Genomic DNA, 19,584 nt, shown 5'->3' on the forward strand with positions numbered 1-19,584 from the left:
TTGAGGCATCAGTCCCTCTCTCAGGACTGTCCCTTATATCCTTGTCTCAGTTTTGGGGTGCACTCCACTCCCCTACTCCCCTACTCCCCTACTCCCCTACTCCCCTACTCCCCTACTCCCCTACTCCCCTACCTCGCATTTTCGGGGTTACATCCGCCAAAACTCTTCCCTATAAGGCCCTCCTAGCCTGATACCAGAATCGCAAGCACAACCGGCCGGGTCCTCCCCCGCCCGGTTTTTCGTGCAAGCCGCTCGCCGAACGGAATTTTCGAATATGCCAAGACGCACCGACATCAAGTCGATCCTGATCATCGGGGCCGGCCCCATCGTCATCGGCCAGGCATGCGAGTTCGACTATTCCGGCACCCAGGCCTGCAAGGCGCTGAAGGAAGAGGGTTTCCGCGTCATCCTGGTCAACTCCAACCCGGCCACCATCATGACCGATCCGGAGCTGGCCGACGCCACCTATATCGAGCCGATCACACCGGAGGTGGTGGCCAAGATCATAGCCAAGGAGCGCCCCGACGCGCTGCTGCCCACCATGGGCGGGCAGACGGCGCTCAACACCGCGCTTTCGCTGCGCCGCATGGGCGTGCTCGACCGCTACAATGTCGAGATGATCGGCGCCGACGCTCATGCCATAGACAAGGCCGAGGACCGCGCGCTGTTCCGCCAGGCGATGAGCAAGATCGGCCTGGAGACGCCGCGCTCGATGCTGGCCAACGCCACCGAGGTCAAGGATGCCGACCGCAAGATCCATGAGGCCGAGCGCGCCGCGCTGAAGGCGGAGCACCCCGAGAACCTCGACGCCGCGCTCGATGCGCTGGAGACGCGCTGGAACCTCGGCGAAGGCGACCGCAAGCAGCGCTATATCAGCCACGCCATGGCGATCGCCGCCCAGGCGCTCGACCATGTCGGCCTGCCGGCCATCATCCGCCCCTCCTTCACCATGGGCGGCACCGGCGGCGGCATCGCCTACAACCGCGCCGAATTCTACGACATCGTCCAGTCCGGCCTCGACGCCTCGCCGACCACCGAAGTGCTGATCGAGGAGAGCGTGCTCGGCTGGAAGGAGTATGAGATGGAGGTCGTCCGCGACAAGGCGGACAACTGCATCATCATCTGCTCGATCGAAAACCTCGACCCGATGGGAGTGCACACGGGCGATTCCATCACCGTCGCCCCTGCCCTGACGCTCACCGACAAGGAATACCAGATGATGCGCAACGCCTCGATCGCGGTGCTGCGCGAGATCGGGGTGGAGACCGGCGGCTCCAACGTGCAGTTCGCCGTCAACCCGGCCGACGGCCGCCTGGTGGTGATCGAGATGAACCCGCGCGTCTCGCGCTCGTCCGCCCTTGCCTCCAAAGCCACCGGCTTCCCGATCGCCAAGGTCGCGGCAAAGCTCGCCGTCGGCTACACGCTCGACGAGCTGGAAAACGACATCACCGGCGGCGCGACGCCGGCTTCCTTCGAGCCGACGATCGACTATGTGGTGACGAAGATCCCGCGCTTCGCCTTCGAGAAATTCCCCGGCGCCGAGCCTGTGCTGACCACCGCCATGAAGTCGGTGGGCGAGGTGATGGCAATTGGCCGCACCTTCCAGGAATCGCTGCAGAAGGCGCTGCGCGGACTGGAAACCGGCCTGACGGGTCTCGACGAAATCGAGATCCCCGGCATCGGCCACGGGCCAACCGCCGCCAATCACGCCGACGACCGCAACGCGATCCGTGGAGCGCTCGGCACGCCGACGCCCGACCGGCTGCGCATGGTAGCGCAGGCGATCCGCATGGGCACCTCACTCGAAGACGTGCACGCCATGTGCAAGATCGACCCGTGGTTCCTCGAGCAGATCGCCGGCATCATCGCCATGGAGGAGCGCATCCGCGAGCACGGCCTGCCCGAGGATGCCGCCAATCTGCGCATGCTGAAGGCGATGGGTTTTTCCGACGCCCGTCTCGCGTCGCTGACGAACACCGACGCGGAAGTGATTCAGAAGGTCAGAGAAAAGCTCGACGTCCATCCGGTCTACAAGCGCATCGACACCTGCGCCGCCGAGTTCGCCTCGCCGACCGCCTATATGTATTCGACCTACGAGACGCCCTTCGTCGGCGAGCCCGCCAACGAGGCGCGTGTGTCGTCGCGCAAGAAGGTCGTCATCCTCGGCGGCGGTCCGAACCGCATCGGCCAAGGCATCGAGTTCGACTATTGCTGCTGCCACGCGGCCTTTGCGCTGCGCGACGCCGGCTATGAAGCGATCATGGTCAACTGCAACCCGGAGACCGTGTCGACCGACTACGACACCTCCGACAGGCTCTATTTCGATCCGCTGACGGCGGAGGACGTGCTGGAGATCCTGCGCGCCGAGCAGTCGTCCGGGGAGCTCGTCGGCGTCATCGTCCAGTTCGGCGGCCAGACGCCGCTGAAGCTGGCGGATGCGCTGGAGAAGGCCGGCATCCCGATCCTCGGCACCTCGCCCGACATGATCGATCTGGCGGAGGACCGCGACCGCTTCCAGAAGCTTCTGCACAAGCTCGGCCTCACCCAGCCGAAGAACGGCATCGCCTATTCGGTCGAGCAGGCCCGCCTCGTCGCCGGCGAGCTCGGCTTCCCGCTGGTTGTGCGCCCGTCCTACGTGCTCGGCGGCCGTGCCATGCAGATCATCTACAACGAGGGCATGCTGCAGACCTACCTGCTCGACACCGTGCCCGGCCTGGTGCCGGAGGACATCAAGCAGAAGTACCCCAACGACAAGACCGGCCAGATCAACACGCTGCTGGGCAAGAACCCGCTTCTGTTCGACACCTATCTCACCGGCGCCATCGAGGTCGACGTCGATTGTCTCTGCGACGGCAAGGATACCTTCGTCTCCGGCATCCTGGAGCATATCGAGGAAGCCGGCATCCATTCGGGCGACAGCGCTTGCTCGCTGCCGGTACACGCGCTGCACCCTGACCTCGTCGACGATCTGGAGCGCCAGACCGCCGCACTTGCCCGCGCGCTCAATGTCGGCGGCCTTATGAACGTGCAATACGCCATCCAGGACGGCACGGTCTATGTGCTGGAGGTCAATCCCCGCGCATCGCGCACCGTGCCCTTCGTCGCCAAGACCATCGGCCGCCCCATTGCGAAGATTGCAGCCCGCATCATGGCCGGCGAGACGCTGGAAAACGCCTTCGCCCACTACGGCGCGATGCCCGACCCGCGCAATCCCGGCCACATCGCGGTCAAGGAAGCCGTCTTCCCCTTCGCCCGCTTCCCCGGCGTCGACATCCTGCTCGGGCCGGAAATGCGCTCGACCGGCGAGGTTATGGGCCTCGACCGCGACTTTGCTTTAGCCTTCGCCAAGAGCCAGCTGGGAGCGGGTGTTGATCTCCCCCGCGCGGGCACGCTGTTCGTCTCGGTCCGCGACGAGGACAAGAAGGGCATCCTGCCAGCGGTGAAGCGGCTGGCCGGCCAGGGTTTCAAAGTGCTCGCCACCTCCGGCACCGCGCGCTTCCTCGCCGAGAACGGCGTGGTTGCGGAAAAGATCAACAAGGTGCTCGAAGGCCGCCCCCACATCGAGGACGCCATCCGCAACCGCCAAGTCCAGATCGTCTTCAACACCACGGACGGCCAGAAGGCCGTATCGGACTCGAAGTCGCTGCGGCGCGCCACGCTGATGCAGAAGGTGCCGTATTACACGACGCTTTCGGGTGCTGCCGCGGTGGCGGAAGCCATTGCGGCGCTGAGGGCTGGGAATTTGGAGGTCCGGCCGCTGCAGGAGTATTTTGGGTGACAATTAGCTGATCTCCCCCCTTATGGGGGAGATGGCCGGCAGGCCAGAGGGGGCGCTGTCCCGCCAGCGCTTGGAATCTACTATCTCGACGCTAGCGTGTCGTCGAAATGCATAGTTTATGTCGTCAACATAAGTCTCGGACTGTCAACTTCGCGATTTTTGTCCGCCCACTCTATGCAGCGAATTAGGCACAGACGTGCCAATTGCTCTGCCCGTGCGGACATATTACTCCAATCTGTTCCAACTCTCTCGTTGTTACCATGGATTGTCCGGCTTCGTCCGTAGCCATAGATCACCGCCACCGCGCTCTTCAATGTCGTTCCATCCGGGAACACGCGAGCGTCGCCCTTCAAGCCAACGCGAACTTCGAACAGTTTCAAAATATCATTCTCACCCTTGCCGCAGGCGAGAGCGTCCATCGTCGCCGCAAATTTTACAATAGCTATGAGCGGCGAGCGATCTCGACAACCTTCATGGAACCAAAGGAGAGCGTGGAAAAGCGTACGCATGAGATGTTTTCGTGACACATCCGCGAGCGACAGACTGTAGTTTATTATCTCCTCGATAATCGAAAAATAGTCCTTACTTTTGGCTATCAGCATGTCCCATTTTTCTCGGTTGAAATCACCGTCAACCGTCAAATGAATCTTATTTCGACTTGTAAGAATATTTTTCTCGCAGAACGCCATCGCAATTTGTGATTGAACTGTTCGATCATAGGCTAGATTAAAACCATCAAGTTTTTTCGAGGGCGTTTGCCAGAGAAGCGCGATTGATGTGAGGACCAGTCGGGCAGCAATAAGCGCCTTCTCCCGCCCTAAACCCAGGCTGTATCCATCCGTTGTGACGCTACAGACATATGGACAGTCACCGATAGTATCGAGGATATCCCTTTCGCCCATACTCTCGAAGCTGGGCTTTCGACCTCTTAGTTTACGTCCAGACCAAATTTTTTCGATGCGCCGATGGGTAATCAGGCTTATGTCGCCTGCAATCAACTTTTGTCTTAGCCACTCCGCGCGCCTCTCGAAACGCACAGAACCTACCGCAAAGTCAGAGACAGACAACCTGCTGAATAGCGTGCAGCCAAAACAATGCTCCTGGCGTAATTTTTCCCTATTGATGGACTGTTTAATGAAGCCCCTGACACTGGAAAGTGTAATATCGGCATTTTCAGAAACATCGCGATCAAGATCTATCGCCGCCAAGGCAGGCCCGAAGGCCCTCCGAACAATCGAACGCAACTCGGTAGTTCCTGTACGCCTTCCTAAATCGGGGTCACTCGTATGTATTTGGTGCGAGACTAGATCGATTAGATTATCGATCTTTTTCGAAACATAAAGCGTCCGTTCTCCATCTACGGCAATCATTCGTGGGAACGGAAAATCATCATCCTCCCTCCATGGAGGAAGGGCTGCACCTTGAAGTTGTGTCAGCTCTACAATGATATCAGAGATCAGCTGTCCTAGTTTCATAGCTCCCCGCCGGCGATTCCGAATATAACCAACCTTGCCGATTCGTGTCCGGCTTAGGTGCAAAGCGTTCTTGTTTATCCGAAGGAAAGTGGCCGAGCGAAGCGGGTTCGGATTGGATGCTGGAAGGAATGAGGCGTTGGCGATCCGGCCAACACCCCTCATCCGTCGCCTTCGGCGACACCTTCTCCCACAAGAAGCGCAGAAGCGGCAGCTTCCATCACCCCTGCCCCGGATACGCCCTCCCATCCTTGTGCAGAAACCTTCCATCCGAACTCGGGCTCATCAGGTCGATGTCGGAGCAGGTGATGACATCGTCCGGGTTGCGCGAGCCGACTTCCAGGTAAAGCACCGTGGTCGATGAGCGGTTGATCAGGTGGTGGCCCTCGCCGATGTTCTTGGCGAAGGTGGCGCAGTCGCCCGCCCTGAGCAGTGTTTCGCCGCAGTCCTCGACCAGCGTCAGCTCGCCCTCCAGCACATAGACGAGCTCGTCCTCATGCCTGTGCCAGTGGCGCTGGCTCGACCAGCCGCCCGGCGGCAGGGTCATCAGGTTGACGCCGAAATCCTTCAAGCCGCCGGCATCGCCGAGGCGGCGGCGTGTGCGTTCCGCGCAGGGCTGGTCGAAGGGGGGTGGGTAGCCGGAGCCTTTGCGGACGGGGACGGCGGATAGGTCGATTTTGGGCATGGCTGCCTCCGACAAGAGGTCCCCAGTTTAGCTTGCAAGGCATTTAGGTACAGGGAGTCGATGATGACAATTTGCCAAGGTCGGGCCCTTGAAAATTAGCCGAAGCAACTCGAACGTCGTCATCCACGGGCGGAGTGGGAGCGCAGCGGACGCGTAGACCCGAGGATCCATTCCGTGACCTCGCGCGAAGGGCTCAGCCGAGCAGAATTCTGGACCGTGGAAAGCGCGTCACCGTCACGGAATGGATTCTATGGTCTGCGCGCGTCGCTTCGCTCCTTGCTCCGCCATAGAATGACGACGAACTGGACTCGGCATGTCCCGAAACGAGCGAATTGCGTTCCTCCTAGGCAAGACCTACCCCTGATGCGCCACGGCCAGCTCCTTCGCATGCTTCTCGTGCATCTTCAGCACCGGCAACGTCTTCTTGGCGAATTCCTTCATCGCCGGGTCGTCGCCCGATTTGGCATAGGTGCTGAACAGCGCGACCGCGTCCTTGTGCGCGTCCAGCTGCATCCGGATGTATTTCTGGTCGAAATCCTTGCCGCTCGCGCTCTTCAATTCGCCGAGCAAATGCTGCTCCTTCGGTTGCAGCGCGGGCCCGGCGGGCTTGATCGAGGCGGTCGTCTGGCCCTGGCTCATCGCCGCCTTGAAATCCTCGCCGGCCTTGGTGTGGTCGGCGATCATCTGGCCCGCGAAGGCCTTGACGTCGGCCGACGACGATTTCTCCTGCGCCAGCTTGCTCGACTGGATCTCGAATTCGTTGGCGTTGGGCACGGTACTGACGAATGTCTGCGTATCGACCTTGTTCTCGGTCACCATGGGGCCGACCGCGTCCGGGCTGGCATCGTCCGACTGGGCAAGGGCGGCCGGCGCGCCGGCAAGCAGCGCGACGGCGGCCAGGGGCAGAAGCGTTCTCATCTGAAGTCTCCGATCCGGAACAGCCCCTCGGACACCCAACGCGGCACCGGCGCCGGGGTTGCTTGGGAAACCGCCCGCCGCAACCCGTCCGCTTGCCGTCAGTGGCAGGATGCTTCGGGGGCGCGTCCGGAATATTGCAGCTGCTCGTGCCAGTCCGGGCGGCCTTCCGGAGTGAAATCCATCAGGTTCCACAGGATCTCGCAGGTGCCGATGGCGCGCGGATCCTGGCCGGGCTCCGTCGGCGCGAAGCCAAGCTCCGACGACCAGAAATGACGGATGCCGTCGTCATCGCGGCGGAACACCGAGAGCAGTGGTATCTGCGCGCCGTCGGCGGTCTCGGAATTATAGTCGCGCTTGAAACTGTTGCCGGCCGACGAGACGAGCCGCATGTTCTTCCAGCCGCGGTCGCGGCCGAGCGCCGCCAGATTGTCGAGCGCGGTCTTGGCCACTACCGCGAAGTTGAAGCCCGCGGCCTCGAGGTGGCCGACGGCGCCGTCGAGCTGGTCGAGCAGCGCGCTGCAGGACGGACATGGCTGGTCCTGCCTAGCGAGCTTCGCGGTCTCGCCGCTCGTCGCCACATCGCGCGTCTCCTGCGGGTGGCGCGGGAACATCATCTGGTAGAGGATCAGCGAGTCCTTGCCCGGAGCGAACAGATCCGGCAGTCCGATGCGGGTCGCCTTGCCTTCGCCGTCCAGCCCGTCGAAGACATAGTCCCGCGGCACCAGCCCGCCCGGCGGCAGGGCGCGTCTGGCCACGGCCACGGCTTCCATGGCGCGGCGCAGCTCGATTTCCTTCTGCAACAGTTTTTCGCGAGCGGCGCGATATTTGGCGGATTCGTTGGGAAAGGTGATCATGATCGTCTCCTTGGCCGTCGCGCCGGCGTCCCGGCGCGGATTGCACTACGACCGAAGGACGTATCGTCCCGGCTGCTTCCGACATTTTTGCGCGTGCCGCCACCGCTTTCTTTATGCCGTGCCTAACCCTTGACGCCGCCGGCCGTCAGCCCGGAAACGATCTTGCGCTGGAAGATCAGGACCAGCACCACCAGCGGCACGGTGACGATCACCGACGCGGCCATGATGTTGCCCCACGGGATCTCGAACTGTGAGGTGCCGGAAAGCAGCGCGATCGCCACCGGCACGGTGCGCTGCGCATTGTTGGAGGTGAAGGTCAGCGCAAACAGGAACTCGTTCCACGCGCCGATGAAGGCGAGCATGCCCGTCGTCGCCAGCGCCGGCCACATCAGCGGCAGGAAGACGCGGGTGATGATGATCCAAGGTGTGGCGCCGTCGAGGATCGCCGCTTCCTCGATCTCGACCGGCAGGTCACGCACAAAGGTGGTGAGCACCCAGACGGTGAACGGCAGAGTGAAGATCATGTAGGAGAAGATCAGCGCGATCAGCGAATTGTAGAGACCGGCCCAGCGGATCATCTCGAACAGGCCGGCCAGCACCGCCACCTGCGGGAACATCGAGACCGACAGGATGGCGAGCATCAGCGCCGAGCGGCCGCGGAAACGGATGCGCGCCATCGAATAGGCGGCGGTGACGCCGAGCAGCAGCGAGATCAGCACGACGGCGCCCGAGACGACCAGCGAGTTCACCAGGTTGCGCAGGAAGGTGCCTTCGGTGAGCACGTTCCGGTAGTTGGCGAGGCTGATCGTCTGCGGCCAGAGGCTCGCCTCGAAGAGCTCGGTTCCCGATTTCAGGCTGGTGACGATGGCGTAGTAGAACGGAAAGACGGCGATGAAGACGATTCCCGCCACCAGCAGATAGAAAGCTGCGCGCTTCAGGATTTTCATCTCAGCGGCCTCCATCCAGGCTGATCCTGGCGATGCGGATGTAGGAAATGGTGAGCAGCGCCAGGATGAGGAACAACAGCGTCGAGGCGGCCGAGCCATAGGCGAACTTGTCGAACTCGAACAGGTTCTCGCGCGCGAACACCGACATCGACTTGGTCTGCACATTGTTGGGCGTCAGCACATAGATCAGGTCGAAGATGCGCAGCGCATCGAGCGCGCGGAAGATCACCGCCACCATCACCGCCGGGCGGATCAGCGGCAGGGTCACGCGCCAGAAGATCTGCCACGGATTGGCGCCGTCGAGTTTTGCCACCTCGATGATCTCGCGCGGCAGCATCTGCAGTGCCGCAAGGATCAACAGCGCCATGAACGGCGTCGTCTTCCAGATGTCGACGATGAGCACCGCGACCATCGCCGTGTCGGCGCTGGCGGTCCAGGCGATCTTGGCATGGATCAGGCCGAGGTTGAGCAGCACGACATTGATGATGCCGAACTGGTCGTTGAGCATCCACTGCCACATCTTTGCCGAGACGATCGTCGGGATCGCCCATGGAATGAGGATCGCCGCCCTGACGAGGCCGCGGCCCGGGAACTCGGCGTTGAGCACCAGCGCGACGATCATGCCGAGGATGGTCTCGCAGATCACCGAGACTGCCGTGAAGCGCACCGTGTTCCAGACGGCGCGCCACCACACCGGGTCGACGAGCAGCCCGTCATAGAGCGTCCGGCCGCTCGGCATGCTCAGCATCGAGAAATAATTCGCGAAGCCGACCCATTGGCGGGCGTCGAGGTCGGAGAGCGAAGCGTCGGTGAAGCTGAAATAGACGGTGCGGATCAGCGGCCAGCCGGCGACGGCGGCAAGCACCAGAAGCATCGGTGTTAGGAACAGCCACGCCGAGCGTACGCGCTGCGCCATCAGCCGCGAGCGCGGACGCCGGGCAGTGGCTGTTTCAGGCGCTCGTTCTGTTTTGCCGCCGCGGATGCCCGAGCCAGCTTCTGCCGGCGTCGCGGTCACCAGCCGCTGCCCTTCAGCTTGGTCAGCGTCACTTCGAGATCGGCGAGGTTGTCGGCGGCACTGCCTTCGCCTGACAAGGTCTTGTGCACGGCGGTCCAGAACTGGCTCGAGGCCTCGTTGTACTTGATCTTCACCGTCGCCGAGGGTCGCGGCGCCGCGTTGAGGAAGACTTCTTTCCAGCGCGGGATGATCGGCTGCTCCTTGGCGATGTCGGCATCGTCATACAGCGCCTGGATGGTCGGCAGGTTGGAGGTTCTCAGCGTCCGGTATTTCTGCATCTCGGGCGAAGCGATGAACTTGACCATGTCGATCGCCGCGTCCGGGTTCTTGGAGTATTTGGAGACCGCCAGGTTCCAGCCGCCCAATGTCGCGACCGGCCGCGCGCCCTCGCCCGTGCCGGCCGGCAGCGGCGCCACGTCGAACTTGCCCTTGATCGGCGCGTCCGCGCCGTTGCCCAGCGCATAGGCATAGGGCCAGTTGCGCATGAACACCGCATTGCCGGTCTGCCAGACGCCGCGCGATTCCTCTTCCTGGTAGGCGAGCACGCCCGGCGGCGAGATGGTGCCGATCCAGCCCTTGACCATATCGAGTGCGGCCGCCGCCTTTGGATTGTTGATGGAGACGGTGCCGTCCGGCTCGATGATCTGGCCGCCGCCATTCGACATCACCCATTCGAGCGCATCGCAGGTCAGGCCCTCATAAGCGTTGCCCTGGAAGACGAAGCCCCACATGTCCTTGTTGCCGGCGGCCCGTTCCTTGTCCATGACCAGCTTGGCGGCATCGGCCAGCTCCTTCCAGGTGGTCGGCACCTTGGCGCCGTATTTGTCGAGGAGGTCCTTGCGGTAATAGAGCGCCGGCGCGTCGGTGAAGATCGGCAGCGCCACCAGCTTGCCGTCGACCGTCTGCGACTGGATGATCGACGGGAAATGCTTGGCCACGACATCCTTGGTCGCCGCGGTGAGGTCGACGAGCTGGCTGGCGAGTTGCGGCGCCCAGATCACGTCGGTCTGGTAGACGTCGATGTCGGTGTTTCCGGCGGCGAGCCACAGCTTGTACTGGCCGAACTGATCGGTCGTCGACGGCGGCATGACCACGATGTTGACCTTGTTGCCGCTCTGCTTCTCATACTGGTCGAGCATCTCGCGCAGCACCTTGATGCCGCTGCCGGTGTCTCCCGACACGATCGACAGGTCGACGGCTCGCGCTGGAGCCACCGCCAGCATGGTGGCGGCCGCAAGCGCAAGAAAGGCGTGGAGAAGCTTCATGGCGGTGGACCTCCCTTTGGAGCCGGCGACGGAGACTGCGCGCGTCGACAGCCATCAGATGCCCACCCAGCATTTGAATGCGGAGCGCCGCTTTGGGTTCCAATATGAGCCGTTCAGCATGGACCAGCGGCGTGTCGGTCTCAGACCGAAGCACGGAAAGTACAATCTGGCTGGATGGAAGCGTGGTTTTCAAACCAAAGCGGGCGGGCTCCGAAACCCGCCGCCCCGGAGCCCGCCTTGGAGTGGCTGACGCATGCCGGCACAGCCTCCTCCGACGCCTTGCCAGCGTCGATCCGCCGATCGGCCGCCCGGCACCACGACGCATTAGCATGTCCTAACGTCACCCTGTGTGAAGCGGTTCACAAAGCCGCCGCACATTCGCTCGCGAAGGTTATGGCAGATGCCGTTTAGCCTTCCCAGGCGACCGGGATCATGCCCAGCCGCTCGTAGAGCCTGAAGGCGGCGGCGTTCTCGACTGTGTTGGTCTTGAGGTCGACATGGGCGGCGCCCCTGTCGCGGAAGGTCAGGAAGACATGCCGCATCAGCGCCTCGCCGATGCCGCGCCTTCTGGAGTCCGGATGAACAGCGAGATCCTTGACGAAAGCGGACGTCCAGCAGAGCGCGGCACCGGCCAGCAGCCCCTTGCCGTCGATAGCGAGGAAACAGAGGTCGGGATCGAACTCCGCATCGCCCGAGATACGCGGCCACCAGTCGTCGAACGTCCCGTCGGCGCCATCGTCGAACACCTCTTGCAGCAGCGCATGCATCGCCTGCGCATCCCGAGGCTCGAATGGGCGCATGACGAACCCTTCCGGCCAATGCGGCGCGATCAGCGCATCGTCTAGACGCTTGCGAAGGCGGATATCGTTGGGCGGAGGCGGACGCGGACCTTCGTTCTCATGCATGTTCCTGCCCCAAACCAGCTACGTCCCAAACCAGCTACGCTGCCAAAGGCTGCGCACTCTTGGGCGACCCGCATCGGGCCGGATGCTCAGGCGCCTGGCTGCAGGCGGCGGCGGTCGACGCCGAGGCCCGTCGCCTCGAGCAAGCCCTTGCGCTTGGCGTCGTAATAGTAGCCGGTTTGGAAAAGGCTGTCGGCGCGCTTGGCATTGCCGCCGGAGACCAGCCAAGCGCCGCGCAGGTATTTGACGGCGTATTTGAGATTGGTCTCGGCGTCGAAGAGCCCGCTCGCCGGTCCGTCATAGCCCATGCCGCGCGCCGTCGCATGCTTGATCTGCATCAGTCCCCAATGGCCATGGTTGTAGGCTTTCGGGTTGAAGGTGCTCTCGCGGTTGACGACATGGCGCACCAGATCGACCGGCACTTCGTAGATCACCGAATATTTCTCGATCAGCCGTTCGATCTCGGCGCGCGGCCCCGTAGCATGCTGCTCGCTGGCGTTTGCTTCCGGCTGGCCCGGTTGGGCGAGCAGCGCCGGGTTCTGCGGCACCACATAGGCGGCCTGCTGGACGCCGGGCATGGGGGCCACCTTCGCCGACTGGCCGGTGACCGGCATGGCAACGCCGGCGTTCTGGTAGACGGCTGCCTGCTTGAGCGAACCGGGGCCGGTCGGGGACGCGCCGGCCATCAGCACCGGCGGCGGCGGAAACTGGCCGGCGACCGGTGTCGAGCCTGCAAACGCAGCGGGTTGCGCGGGCGGCGGAAGTGCCGCGCCAGGTTGTGCCGGCGGCGGCAACGGCGTCCCGGCGGCTGCTGCGGCGGCGTCGCCGGTCAGCGCCGCAGTTTGCACCTGCGCGAGGCCGGAAGGCTCCGGCAGCACGGCCACCGTTTCGGGCAGCGCGACGGTCGGCGTGTCGTCCTCGACGGTCGGCGTCGACGCCGCCGCGAGCGCGGGCGTTGCCTTCATCGGCGAGGTCGAGGTGCAACCGCTGAGGCCGGCAGCGGCAACGAGCACGCCGATCGCGGTGAGGATGATTTTCGCTGCCAAGCCCTGCAGGTCCGATTGTCGGTTGTTAAAAAGTCCTTACACCAGCGATTCCAACCGGGCAATCGGGGCCGGTGTGCGGTTTTCGGGTGGCGAGACCCGGAGCAAACTGCGATATTGTTCCCTATCTGTACCGTAGATGTACCCGTTTTTCGCCGTTTGCGGAAAGGAGCGCACCATGCAAAACGTATCACCGATCACGGCCGGCCACGCAGTGTTAGAAACAGTGATCGGCTTCATGGGCATTGCCTGGAGCGAAAAGGGCCTGACCCGGCTCTGCCTGCCCGAACGCAGCCCCGAAGCGGTCGAGCGTCGGCTGTTTCGCCATGCCGGTGTTTCAAACGCCACCGAGCAGCCGAAGTGGGTGGTCGAATTGATCGCGTCGATCAAGGCCTATGCGGCCGGGGAGGATGTCGATTTCTCCGGCGTGCCGGTCGACCTCGATGGCGTCGACGATTTCCGCCTCGCCATCTATGACGCCGCGCGCAAGCTCAGCTTCGGCGAGACCACCACCTACGGCGAATTGGCCAAGCGCGCCGGCCATTCCGGCCTCGCCCGCGAAACCGGTGCGGCCCTCGGCGCCAATCCGGTGCCGCTGGTCATCCCCTGCCACCGCATCCTTGCCGCGGGCGGCAAGATCGGCGGCTTCTCGGCTCCCGGCGGCTCCGCCACCAAGGAGAAGATGCTGGCCATGGAAGGGGTGCGGGTCGGCCCGCCGCCGGCCGCACAGGCGTCGTTCGGATTCTGAACCTCAGTGACGCGGGAAAAGGCGGCGCCGGAAATCCCGGTCGAAGTCCGGCCGCTTGCAGACATAGACGGGACAGGACTTGGTGTCGACGCTGGGCACATAGGCCCTCGACCTCACCTCGCCCATGTTGCAGAAGCGCTCGTCCCGCACATAGCGGTCATAGAGCGGCAGCCCCGGCACGCGCGTCGACTGGTAGCGCAGGATGACGGCGCCCTGCCTGGCAATCGTCGCCTGCACCCTGCCACAGCTCATGCGTGTCGGGTCGTAGCGCGAGACGGCCTGTGCCTCGGCGGCCACCAGCGTCAGGCAGGCGGCAAGCAGAATTTTCTTCATGGTCCTCCCCCTCAACGGCGAGCGCATCTTCCCTCCATAACGCACGCCTGGCCGCAAAACTTCCACGCGGATTGAGAGCCCTTGCACGCTTTCGCGGCACATGTGGGTAACGCCATCTTGTTTTCGTCCGCGAACCATACTATATCCGGCGCATTGAATTTGGCCGATCGATCGGGCCTCGCGATCTTCGCGTTTGCTGACGTCTCCAAAATTTCGATACCGCCGGCCGGGCTTTGGTCCGGTCAAACGAAGCAAATGTGAAGGATATTCTAAATGGCAACTGGTACGGTCAAGTGGTTCAACGCCACCAAGGGCTTCGGCTTCATCCAGCCTGACAATGGCGGCGCGGACGTGTTCGTCCACATCTCCGCTGTCGAGCGCGCTGGCATGAGCACCCTCGTTGAGGGCCAGAAAATCAACTTCGAGATCGAGCAGGACCGCCGCACCGGCAAGTCCGCTGCCGGATCTCTGAGCAAGGCAGCCTGATTTGGCGCTAGCATTTTGCAGCCAGGCGTAATCGCCTAGCATTGCAAAAATGCGGCTAGTTAGCGACGCGCGCCGGACGAAGGTCTGGGGCGCGCGGCAAGTCACGGATGTACTGACGGTCGCGCGAGAAGCGCGCCGGAGCGGAAGGATCCCGACAAGTCGACGCAGCAGATTGCTGCCGGCCCGGCCCCGACGCTCCCGATCAGGCTACCGGCATAGGAAGGCGGGCTTTGTCCCGCCTTTTTTGTTGCCTATATCGCCGCCATTGGCCTCGTTGGGCCAACTATGGTATTTGTTGGCCATGACCAAGCTCGAACAGATCGAAAAGTCCGTCGCCGAACTAAGCCCCGAGGACCTGAAGGCATTTGCCACTTGGTTCGAGGAGCTTCAGGCTGACAGGTGGGATAAGCAGATCGAAGCCGACGCGAAGGCTGGCCGGCTGGACAAGCTGTTGGCCGAGGCGCGGGAGGAAATAGCCGCCGGCAAGCTACGCGACCTGTGAAGCACCGGGCGACCGCAAATCTAAAGCATGTCTCCCGAAAGTGGGACCGGTTTCGGGACAAAGACATGCGTAAAATCAAAACCTAAAGCGCACGGAGCGAATCTGAAAGATCGCAACGCGCTTAGGGCTGCCACTCCAGCGGCACATGCCCGTTATCGGCCTCGACTCGGCTAAGCCACTCCACCACCGCCGGATAGGCGTCGAGTTGGAAGCCGCCCTTCTCCGCCGTATGGGTATAAGCGTAGAGCGCGATGTCGGCGACGCTGTAGGCGCTGCCTGCGAAAAAGGCGTTCTGTTCCAGATGCTTGTTCATCACGCCGAGCGCCTTGTTGCCGCGCTCCAGCGTCTGCGCCAATCGTTCCGGCGTGGCGTCCTTCGCCCTCTCCGGAAATGTGAGCAGCGCCTTGCGCACCGCGATATAGGGCTCGTGGCTGTATTGCTCGAAGAACAGCCACTGATAGGCCAGCGCCCGCTCGTATTTGTCGGCCGGCAGGAAGCGCGTGCCTTCGGCGAGATAGAGCAGGATGGCGTTGGATTCGGCGATGCGCCGGCCATCGTCGAGCTCGAGCAGCGGCACCATCGCGTTCGGGTTCTTGGCGACATAGTCGGCCTTGCGCGTCGCGCCGGTATGCGAGCTCACCTCGATACGAGTGAAGGGAATGCCGAGCTTTGCCATCAACAGACGTGGCTTGTAGCAATTGCCGCTGTCGATCATGTCATAAAGTATCATGGCCCCTCTCTTCATGCGTTGAGCGATCGAGAAGCCTCTAACGCGCCTGCGCGGGTCTCATCCAGTGATTTGTTTTTGGGTGAAAACATCAGCGGCGCTGATGTAAAGGCACGACCTTGTTGTCCATGCCGAGCAGCGCGTCGATTGAGAGCGGCTCTTCGTTGAAGATCGTGCCGGCGAGCGCCGGGCGGGCAAGATGATATCCTTGCAGGAGGTCGACGCCACCGTCCAGCGCGACCCGCAGATGCGTGGCCTGCTCGATGCCTTCGACCAGCACCTTGGCGCCGCGGTCGTGCAGCATTGAGACCAGCGGCCGGAAGAACCGTTCGGCGGCGGCATGACGGCAGAACTCGGCGAACCAGTCGCCGTCGATCTTGACGATGTCGGGCGACAGCAGGCCGATGCGCGCTTCGGTCGAATGTCCGGTGCCGAAATCGTCGACGGCGATGCGGATGCCGTCACGTCTCATCTCGCGCACGAGGTTCGCGAGCACATGGTCGTCCGCCGCCTGCTCGGTGATCTCGCAGACCAGCATGGCCGGCTCAAGGCCGAAATCGCCGAGACGCCTGGTCATAAGGCGTATTTCGGCCAGCGCCCGCCCGAGGTGATCGTTGATCATCGGGTCGTAGTTGAAGAACAGCGTGAGCCCATCGACGCCGATGTTGCGGTAATTGCCGAGATGCAGCATCCGGCACATCGTCTCGACGAACAGCCGGTCCGATGCCGCGACGCTGTCGAAGAAAACCTGTGGCGAAACGGGTGTTGCGACGCGGCGCGGCTCGATCAGCGCTTCGACGGCGATAGGTTTGAGCGTCCTGCCCTGCGGCGCGAAGATCGGCTGATAGGCGCTCCACAGCCGGAACTCACCATAGACGCCGAACTGGATGCCGATCTCATCGGCGAAGATCGCCTCGGCGACGTTTCGCCGCCTTTCTGGGCGCCGCCTGTCGGGCCGCACGATCATGGCGTCACCTTGCGCCCAAAGGCCCTCGCCGGCCGCGACGGCGCCGGAGCGGGATTGGCGGCGACCGTGGCCTTGCTCTCCTCGGCCACGGGCACCTGCATGCTCTTGCCGAAAACGCGAAAACTGGTCGGGGCGAGTTCCGGCCGGGCGAGCACATAGCCTTGCACCATCGAAGCACCGGACTTCTCGGCGAGCTCGAGCTGCCAGCCTTCCTCAATGCCTTCGAAGACCGTGCAGATGCCCTGGCTTTCGAAGCTCTTCACCATCGCGGTCAGCAGCGCAAATCCGGCCCCGGACTCCATGAGCTGCATGATCCAATGGGCGTCGAACTTGACGATGTCCGGCCGCAATTGCTTGACGCGGTTGATGTCGGAATCATCGGCGCCGTAGTCGTCGACGGCGATGCGGAAGCCGTTGGCTCGCAGCGCTTCGACAAAGCTGTAGAGCGTCTCCTGCGAAGCCGATTTCTGCTCGGTGACCTCGCAGACGATGCGGCGCGGATCGATGCCGGCTTCGTGCAGTACCAGGCGCATGTCGCGCAGCGCCTTGTCGGCAATGGCGCGGTCGGTGAACACCGACGGATCGAAATTGACGAAGATGGATGCCTCTTCCGGCAGACAGGCGCCGGCATTCAGAAGATGCAGCGTCCTGGTCAGCGCCTCGATATGCAGCCGGTCGCCTGCAGGGCAAGTGCCGAAGAAGCTCATCGATGACTGCGGCTCACCCTCGCGAAACGGCCGGATCAGCCCCTCGAAGGCCACGACCGAAAGCTTGCCTTCATTGAAGGCGAAGATCGGCTGGAAGGCGCTCTGCAGCGTGTAGATGCCCCAGACACCGCTGGAGGTGCCGTCATCATGACGGATGATATGGGCAAGCCCGATGCTGCGCGACAAAGATCCCTCGCTCCGCCAAACCAGCGGAATTCAATCAGCCATCCTGCCAGCCAAGGGTTTACCGGTCGTTGATGAATTTATAGTTGCCGCTCAAGCCACCTTGACCTCTGGATCATCCGACAATGCTTGCGCTTGGGCCGGCGATGCGACATGAGAGGCGCCGCGGCCGCTTCTGGCCGCGCCATTCTCTTGGAGACGCTCTGTGATGGCCTTTCTTGCCGACGCCCTTTCCCGCGTGAAGCCTTCCGCGACCATCGCGGTGACGCAGAAAGCGCGCGAGCTGAAAAATGCCGGCCGTGACGTCATCGGCCTCGGCGCCGGCGAACCCGACTTCGACACGCCCGACAACATCAAGAACGCGGCGATCGACGCGATCCGTCGCGGCGAGACCAAGTATCCGCCGGTTTCCGGCATCGCACCGCTGCGCGAGGCGATCGCCAAGAAGTTCAAGCGCGAGAACAATCTCGACTACCGGCCGGAGCAGACCATCGTCGGCACCGGCGGCAAGCAGATCCTGTTCAACGCCTTCATGGCGACGCTGAACCCCGGCGACGAGGTCATCATCCCGCGCCCCTATTGGGTGAGCTACCCGGAAATGGTGGCGATCTGCGGCGGCACGTCCGTTTTTGCCGACACCTCGATCGACAACGGCTTCAAGTTGACGGCGGAGGTGCTGGAAAAGGCGATCACGCCGAAGACGAAATGGCTGCTGATGAACTCGCCGTCGAACCCATCTGGCGCCGCCTACACGGAGGCCGAACTGCGCGCGCTGGCCGACGTGCTCGTCAAGCACCCGCATGTCTGGACGCTGACCGACGACATGTACGAGCACCTGACCTATGGCGATTTCGTCTTCAAGACCATCGCCGAGGTCGAGCCGAGCCTCTACGAGCGCACGCTGACCATGAACGGCGTGTCAAAAGCCTATGCCATGACCGGCTGGCGCATCGGCTACGCCGCCGGGCCGGTGGCGTTGATCAAGGCGATGGACATGATCCAGGGCCAGCAGACCTCGGGCGCCTGCACCATCGCTCAATGGGCTTCCGTCGAGGCGCTCAACGGCCCGCAGGATTTCATCGCGAAGAACAAGGCGATCTTCCAGGGCCGGCGCGACCTCGTCGTGTCGATGCTCAACCAGGCGCGCGGCATCACTTGTCCGTCGCCGGAAGGCGCCTTCTATGTCTATCCGTCCTGCGCACAATTGATCGGCAAGAAGACCAAGGCCGGCAAGGTCATCGACAGCGACGAGGCCTTCTGCTCGGAGCTGCTCGACGCCGAGGGCGTGGCGGTGGTGTTCGGCTCGGCCTTCGGCCTCGGTCCGAACTTCCGCATTTCCTACGCGACGTCGGACGCGCTGCTGGAGGAAGCCTGCACCCGCATCCAGCGCTTCACCGCGTCGCTGACCTGACCGGCAACGCAGCCAGCCAATCAGAAAACCCGGCTTCACGCCGGGTTTTTGTTGGGCGTTTCAGCCGCCATACTGCTCTTCGGAGACCTCCTCAAGCCAATCGGCGTGGCTGCCGTCCAGCGCCTCTTGCATGGCGAGATGCGTCATGGTGGTTTTCGGTCCGGCGCCGTGCCAGTGCTTTTCGCCCGGCGCGAAGGAGATGACGTCGCCAGCCCTGATCATCTCGATCGGCCCGCCCCATGTCTGCGCAAGCCCAGCGCCTGACGTGACATAGAGTGTCTGGCCGAGCGGGTGCGTGTGCCAATGGGTGCGGGCGCCCGGTTCGAAGCAGACCAGCGTCGCCCTGAGCCGCGCCGGCGCCTCCTTCTCGATGATCGGCGTCTGCAACACCTTGCCGGTGAAGTACTTTTCGGGCGCGATGATCGTCGGCACGCTGCCGCAGGCAATGATCTTCATCGTTCACATCCTCAATCGTTAACGAACCGAACCGCGAGTGCGGCATCTCGCGCCCTAGTTTCATCCCGGCACGGGGGCAGTGCAACCGGTCTTTCCGACTGCCGACGGTGAAAGCATCGAAGCATGGTGCTGCCTCAAGTCATTTTGTTAGCCATTTAAAATACTGTCATAAATCGTTGCTTTTT

General features: G+C 62.8%; 19 protein-coding genes. 5 read left to right on the forward strand and 14 right to left on the reverse strand.

The features are described from left to right. Window positions 1-274 precede the first annotated feature (274 nt). Window positions 275-3,778, forward strand: a complete 3,504-nt coding sequence (gene carB / locus RFM40_RS30695) for a carbamoyl-phosphate synthase large subunit (protein WP_320230011.1) — start codon at window positions 275-277, stop codon at window positions 3,776-3,778. Window positions 3,779-3,894: 116 nt separating this feature from the next. Here carB and RFM40_RS30700 read toward each other — a convergent pair whose 3' ends face one another. From RFM40_RS30700 to RFM40_RS30740, 9 genes are all read right to left on the reverse strand, one after another. After that, the gene (locus RFM40_RS30700) at window positions 3,895-5,253 is read right to left on the reverse strand and encodes a hypothetical protein (protein ID WP_320230010.1); all 1,359 of its coding nucleotides are present in this window, start codon (window positions 5,251-5,253) and stop codon (window positions 3,895-3,897) included. A 217-nt stretch (window positions 5,254-5,470) separates the two neighbouring features. After that, window positions 5,471-5,935 carry a cupin domain-containing protein gene (locus tag RFM40_RS30705; protein ID WP_320230009.1) on the reverse strand — a complete coding sequence of 155 codons (465 nt, stop codon included), beginning with the start codon at window positions 5,933-5,935 and terminating at the stop codon, window positions 5,471-5,473. A 354-nt stretch (window positions 5,936-6,289) separates the two neighbouring features. Beyond that, a complete protein-coding gene (locus RFM40_RS30710; RefSeq protein ID WP_320230008.1) occupies window positions 6,290-6,853 on the reverse strand; it encodes a DUF4142 domain-containing protein in 564 nt (187 codons plus the stop codon). Window positions 6,854-6,951: 98 nt separating this feature from the next. Beyond that, window positions 6,952-7,707 (reverse strand): DUF899 family protein, encoded by a 756-nt coding sequence (locus RFM40_RS30715; RefSeq protein WP_320230007.1) that lies wholly within the window; start codon window positions 7,705-7,707, stop codon window positions 6,952-6,954. Window positions 7,708-7,829: 122 nt separating this feature from the next. After that, a complete protein-coding gene (locus RFM40_RS30720) occupies window positions 7,830-8,654 on the reverse strand; it encodes a carbohydrate ABC transporter permease (protein ID WP_320230006.1) in 825 nt (274 codons plus the stop codon). 1 nt (window position 8,655) lies between these two features. Beyond that, entirely contained in the window at window positions 8,656-9,570 is a 915-nt protein-coding gene (locus RFM40_RS30725; protein ID WP_320230012.1) for a carbohydrate ABC transporter permease, read from the reverse strand. 95 nt (window positions 9,571-9,665) lie between these two features. Beyond that, window positions 9,666-10,934 carry an ABC transporter substrate-binding protein gene (locus tag RFM40_RS30730; protein WP_320230005.1) on the reverse strand — a complete coding sequence of 423 codons (1,269 nt, stop codon included), beginning with the start codon at window positions 10,932-10,934 and terminating at the stop codon, window positions 9,666-9,668. Window positions 10,935-11,341: 407 nt separating this feature from the next. Next, the gene (locus RFM40_RS30735; protein WP_320230004.1) at window positions 11,342-11,839 is read right to left on the reverse strand and encodes a GNAT family N-acetyltransferase; all 498 of its coding nucleotides are present in this window, start codon (window positions 11,837-11,839) and stop codon (window positions 11,342-11,344) included. A gap of 86 nt (window positions 11,840-11,925) precedes the next feature. After that, the gene (locus RFM40_RS30740; RefSeq protein ID WP_320230003.1) at window positions 11,926-12,882 is read right to left on the reverse strand and encodes a lytic transglycosylase domain-containing protein; all 957 of its coding nucleotides are present in this window, start codon (window positions 12,880-12,882) and stop codon (window positions 11,926-11,928) included. A gap of 175 nt (window positions 12,883-13,057) precedes the next feature. Here RFM40_RS30740 and RFM40_RS30745 point away from each other — a divergent pair, with 175 nt between their 5' ends. Then, window positions 13,058-13,627, forward strand: a complete 570-nt coding sequence (locus tag RFM40_RS30745; RefSeq protein WP_320230002.1) for a methylated-DNA--[protein]-cysteine S-methyltransferase — start codon at window positions 13,058-13,060, stop codon at window positions 13,625-13,627. A 3-nt stretch (window positions 13,628-13,630) separates the two neighbouring features. Here the strand turns inward: RFM40_RS30745 and RFM40_RS30750 are convergent, their stop codons facing one another. Beyond that, the gene (locus RFM40_RS30750; RefSeq protein WP_320230001.1) at window positions 13,631-13,960 is read right to left on the reverse strand and encodes a hypothetical protein; all 330 of its coding nucleotides are present in this window, start codon (window positions 13,958-13,960) and stop codon (window positions 13,631-13,633) included. A 273-nt stretch (window positions 13,961-14,233) separates the two neighbouring features. On the opposite strand from RFM40_RS30750, the gene RFM40_RS30755 reads away from it, so the two are divergent. Continuing rightward, on the forward strand, window positions 14,234-14,446 hold the full coding sequence (locus RFM40_RS30755) for a cold-shock protein (protein ID WP_320221795.1): 213 nt from the start codon (window positions 14,234-14,236) through the stop codon (window positions 14,444-14,446). A gap of 301 nt (window positions 14,447-14,747) precedes the next feature. Continuing rightward, on the forward strand, window positions 14,748-14,948 hold the full coding sequence (locus RFM40_RS30760; protein ID WP_320230000.1) for a hypothetical protein: 201 nt from the start codon (window positions 14,748-14,750) through the stop codon (window positions 14,946-14,948). 121 nt (window positions 14,949-15,069) lie between these two features. Here the strand turns inward: RFM40_RS30760 and RFM40_RS30765 are convergent, their stop codons facing one another. The 3 genes from RFM40_RS30765 to RFM40_RS30775 form a co-directional block, all read right to left on the reverse strand. Further along, on the reverse strand, window positions 15,070-15,678 hold the full coding sequence (locus tag RFM40_RS30765; protein WP_320229999.1) for a glutathione S-transferase family protein: 609 nt from the start codon (window positions 15,676-15,678) through the stop codon (window positions 15,070-15,072). An 88-nt stretch (window positions 15,679-15,766) separates the two neighbouring features. Further along, a complete protein-coding gene (locus RFM40_RS30770) occupies window positions 15,767-16,642 on the reverse strand; it encodes an EAL domain-containing protein (protein WP_320229998.1) in 876 nt (291 codons plus the stop codon). Next, on the reverse strand, window positions 16,639-17,535 hold the full coding sequence (locus RFM40_RS30775; protein WP_320229997.1) for an EAL domain-containing protein: 897 nt from the start codon (window positions 17,533-17,535) through the stop codon (window positions 16,639-16,641). The genes RFM40_RS30770 and RFM40_RS30775 overlap by 4 nt, the downstream gene beginning before the upstream one ends. 205 nt (window positions 17,536-17,740) lie before the next feature. Here RFM40_RS30775 and RFM40_RS30780 point away from each other — a divergent pair, with 205 nt between their 5' ends. Further along, window positions 17,741-18,943 (forward strand): pyridoxal phosphate-dependent aminotransferase, encoded by a 1,203-nt coding sequence (locus tag RFM40_RS30780; protein ID WP_320221800.1) that lies wholly within the window; start codon window positions 17,741-17,743, stop codon window positions 18,941-18,943. Between the two features lie 60 nt (window positions 18,944-19,003). Here RFM40_RS30780 and RFM40_RS30785 read toward each other — a convergent pair whose 3' ends face one another. After that, window positions 19,004-19,399: a (R)-mandelonitrile lyase gene (locus RFM40_RS30785; protein WP_320229996.1), complete on the reverse strand. Its 396-nt coding sequence runs from the start codon at window positions 19,397-19,399 to the stop codon at window positions 19,004-19,006. Window positions 19,400-19,584 lie beyond the last annotated feature (185 nt).

Origin of the sequence: Mesorhizobium captivum, assembly GCF_033977165.1 — a bacterium.
In the GTDB taxonomy this organism is placed as follows: domain Bacteria; phylum Pseudomonadota; class Alphaproteobacteria; order Rhizobiales; family Rhizobiaceae; genus Mesorhizobium; species Mesorhizobium captivum.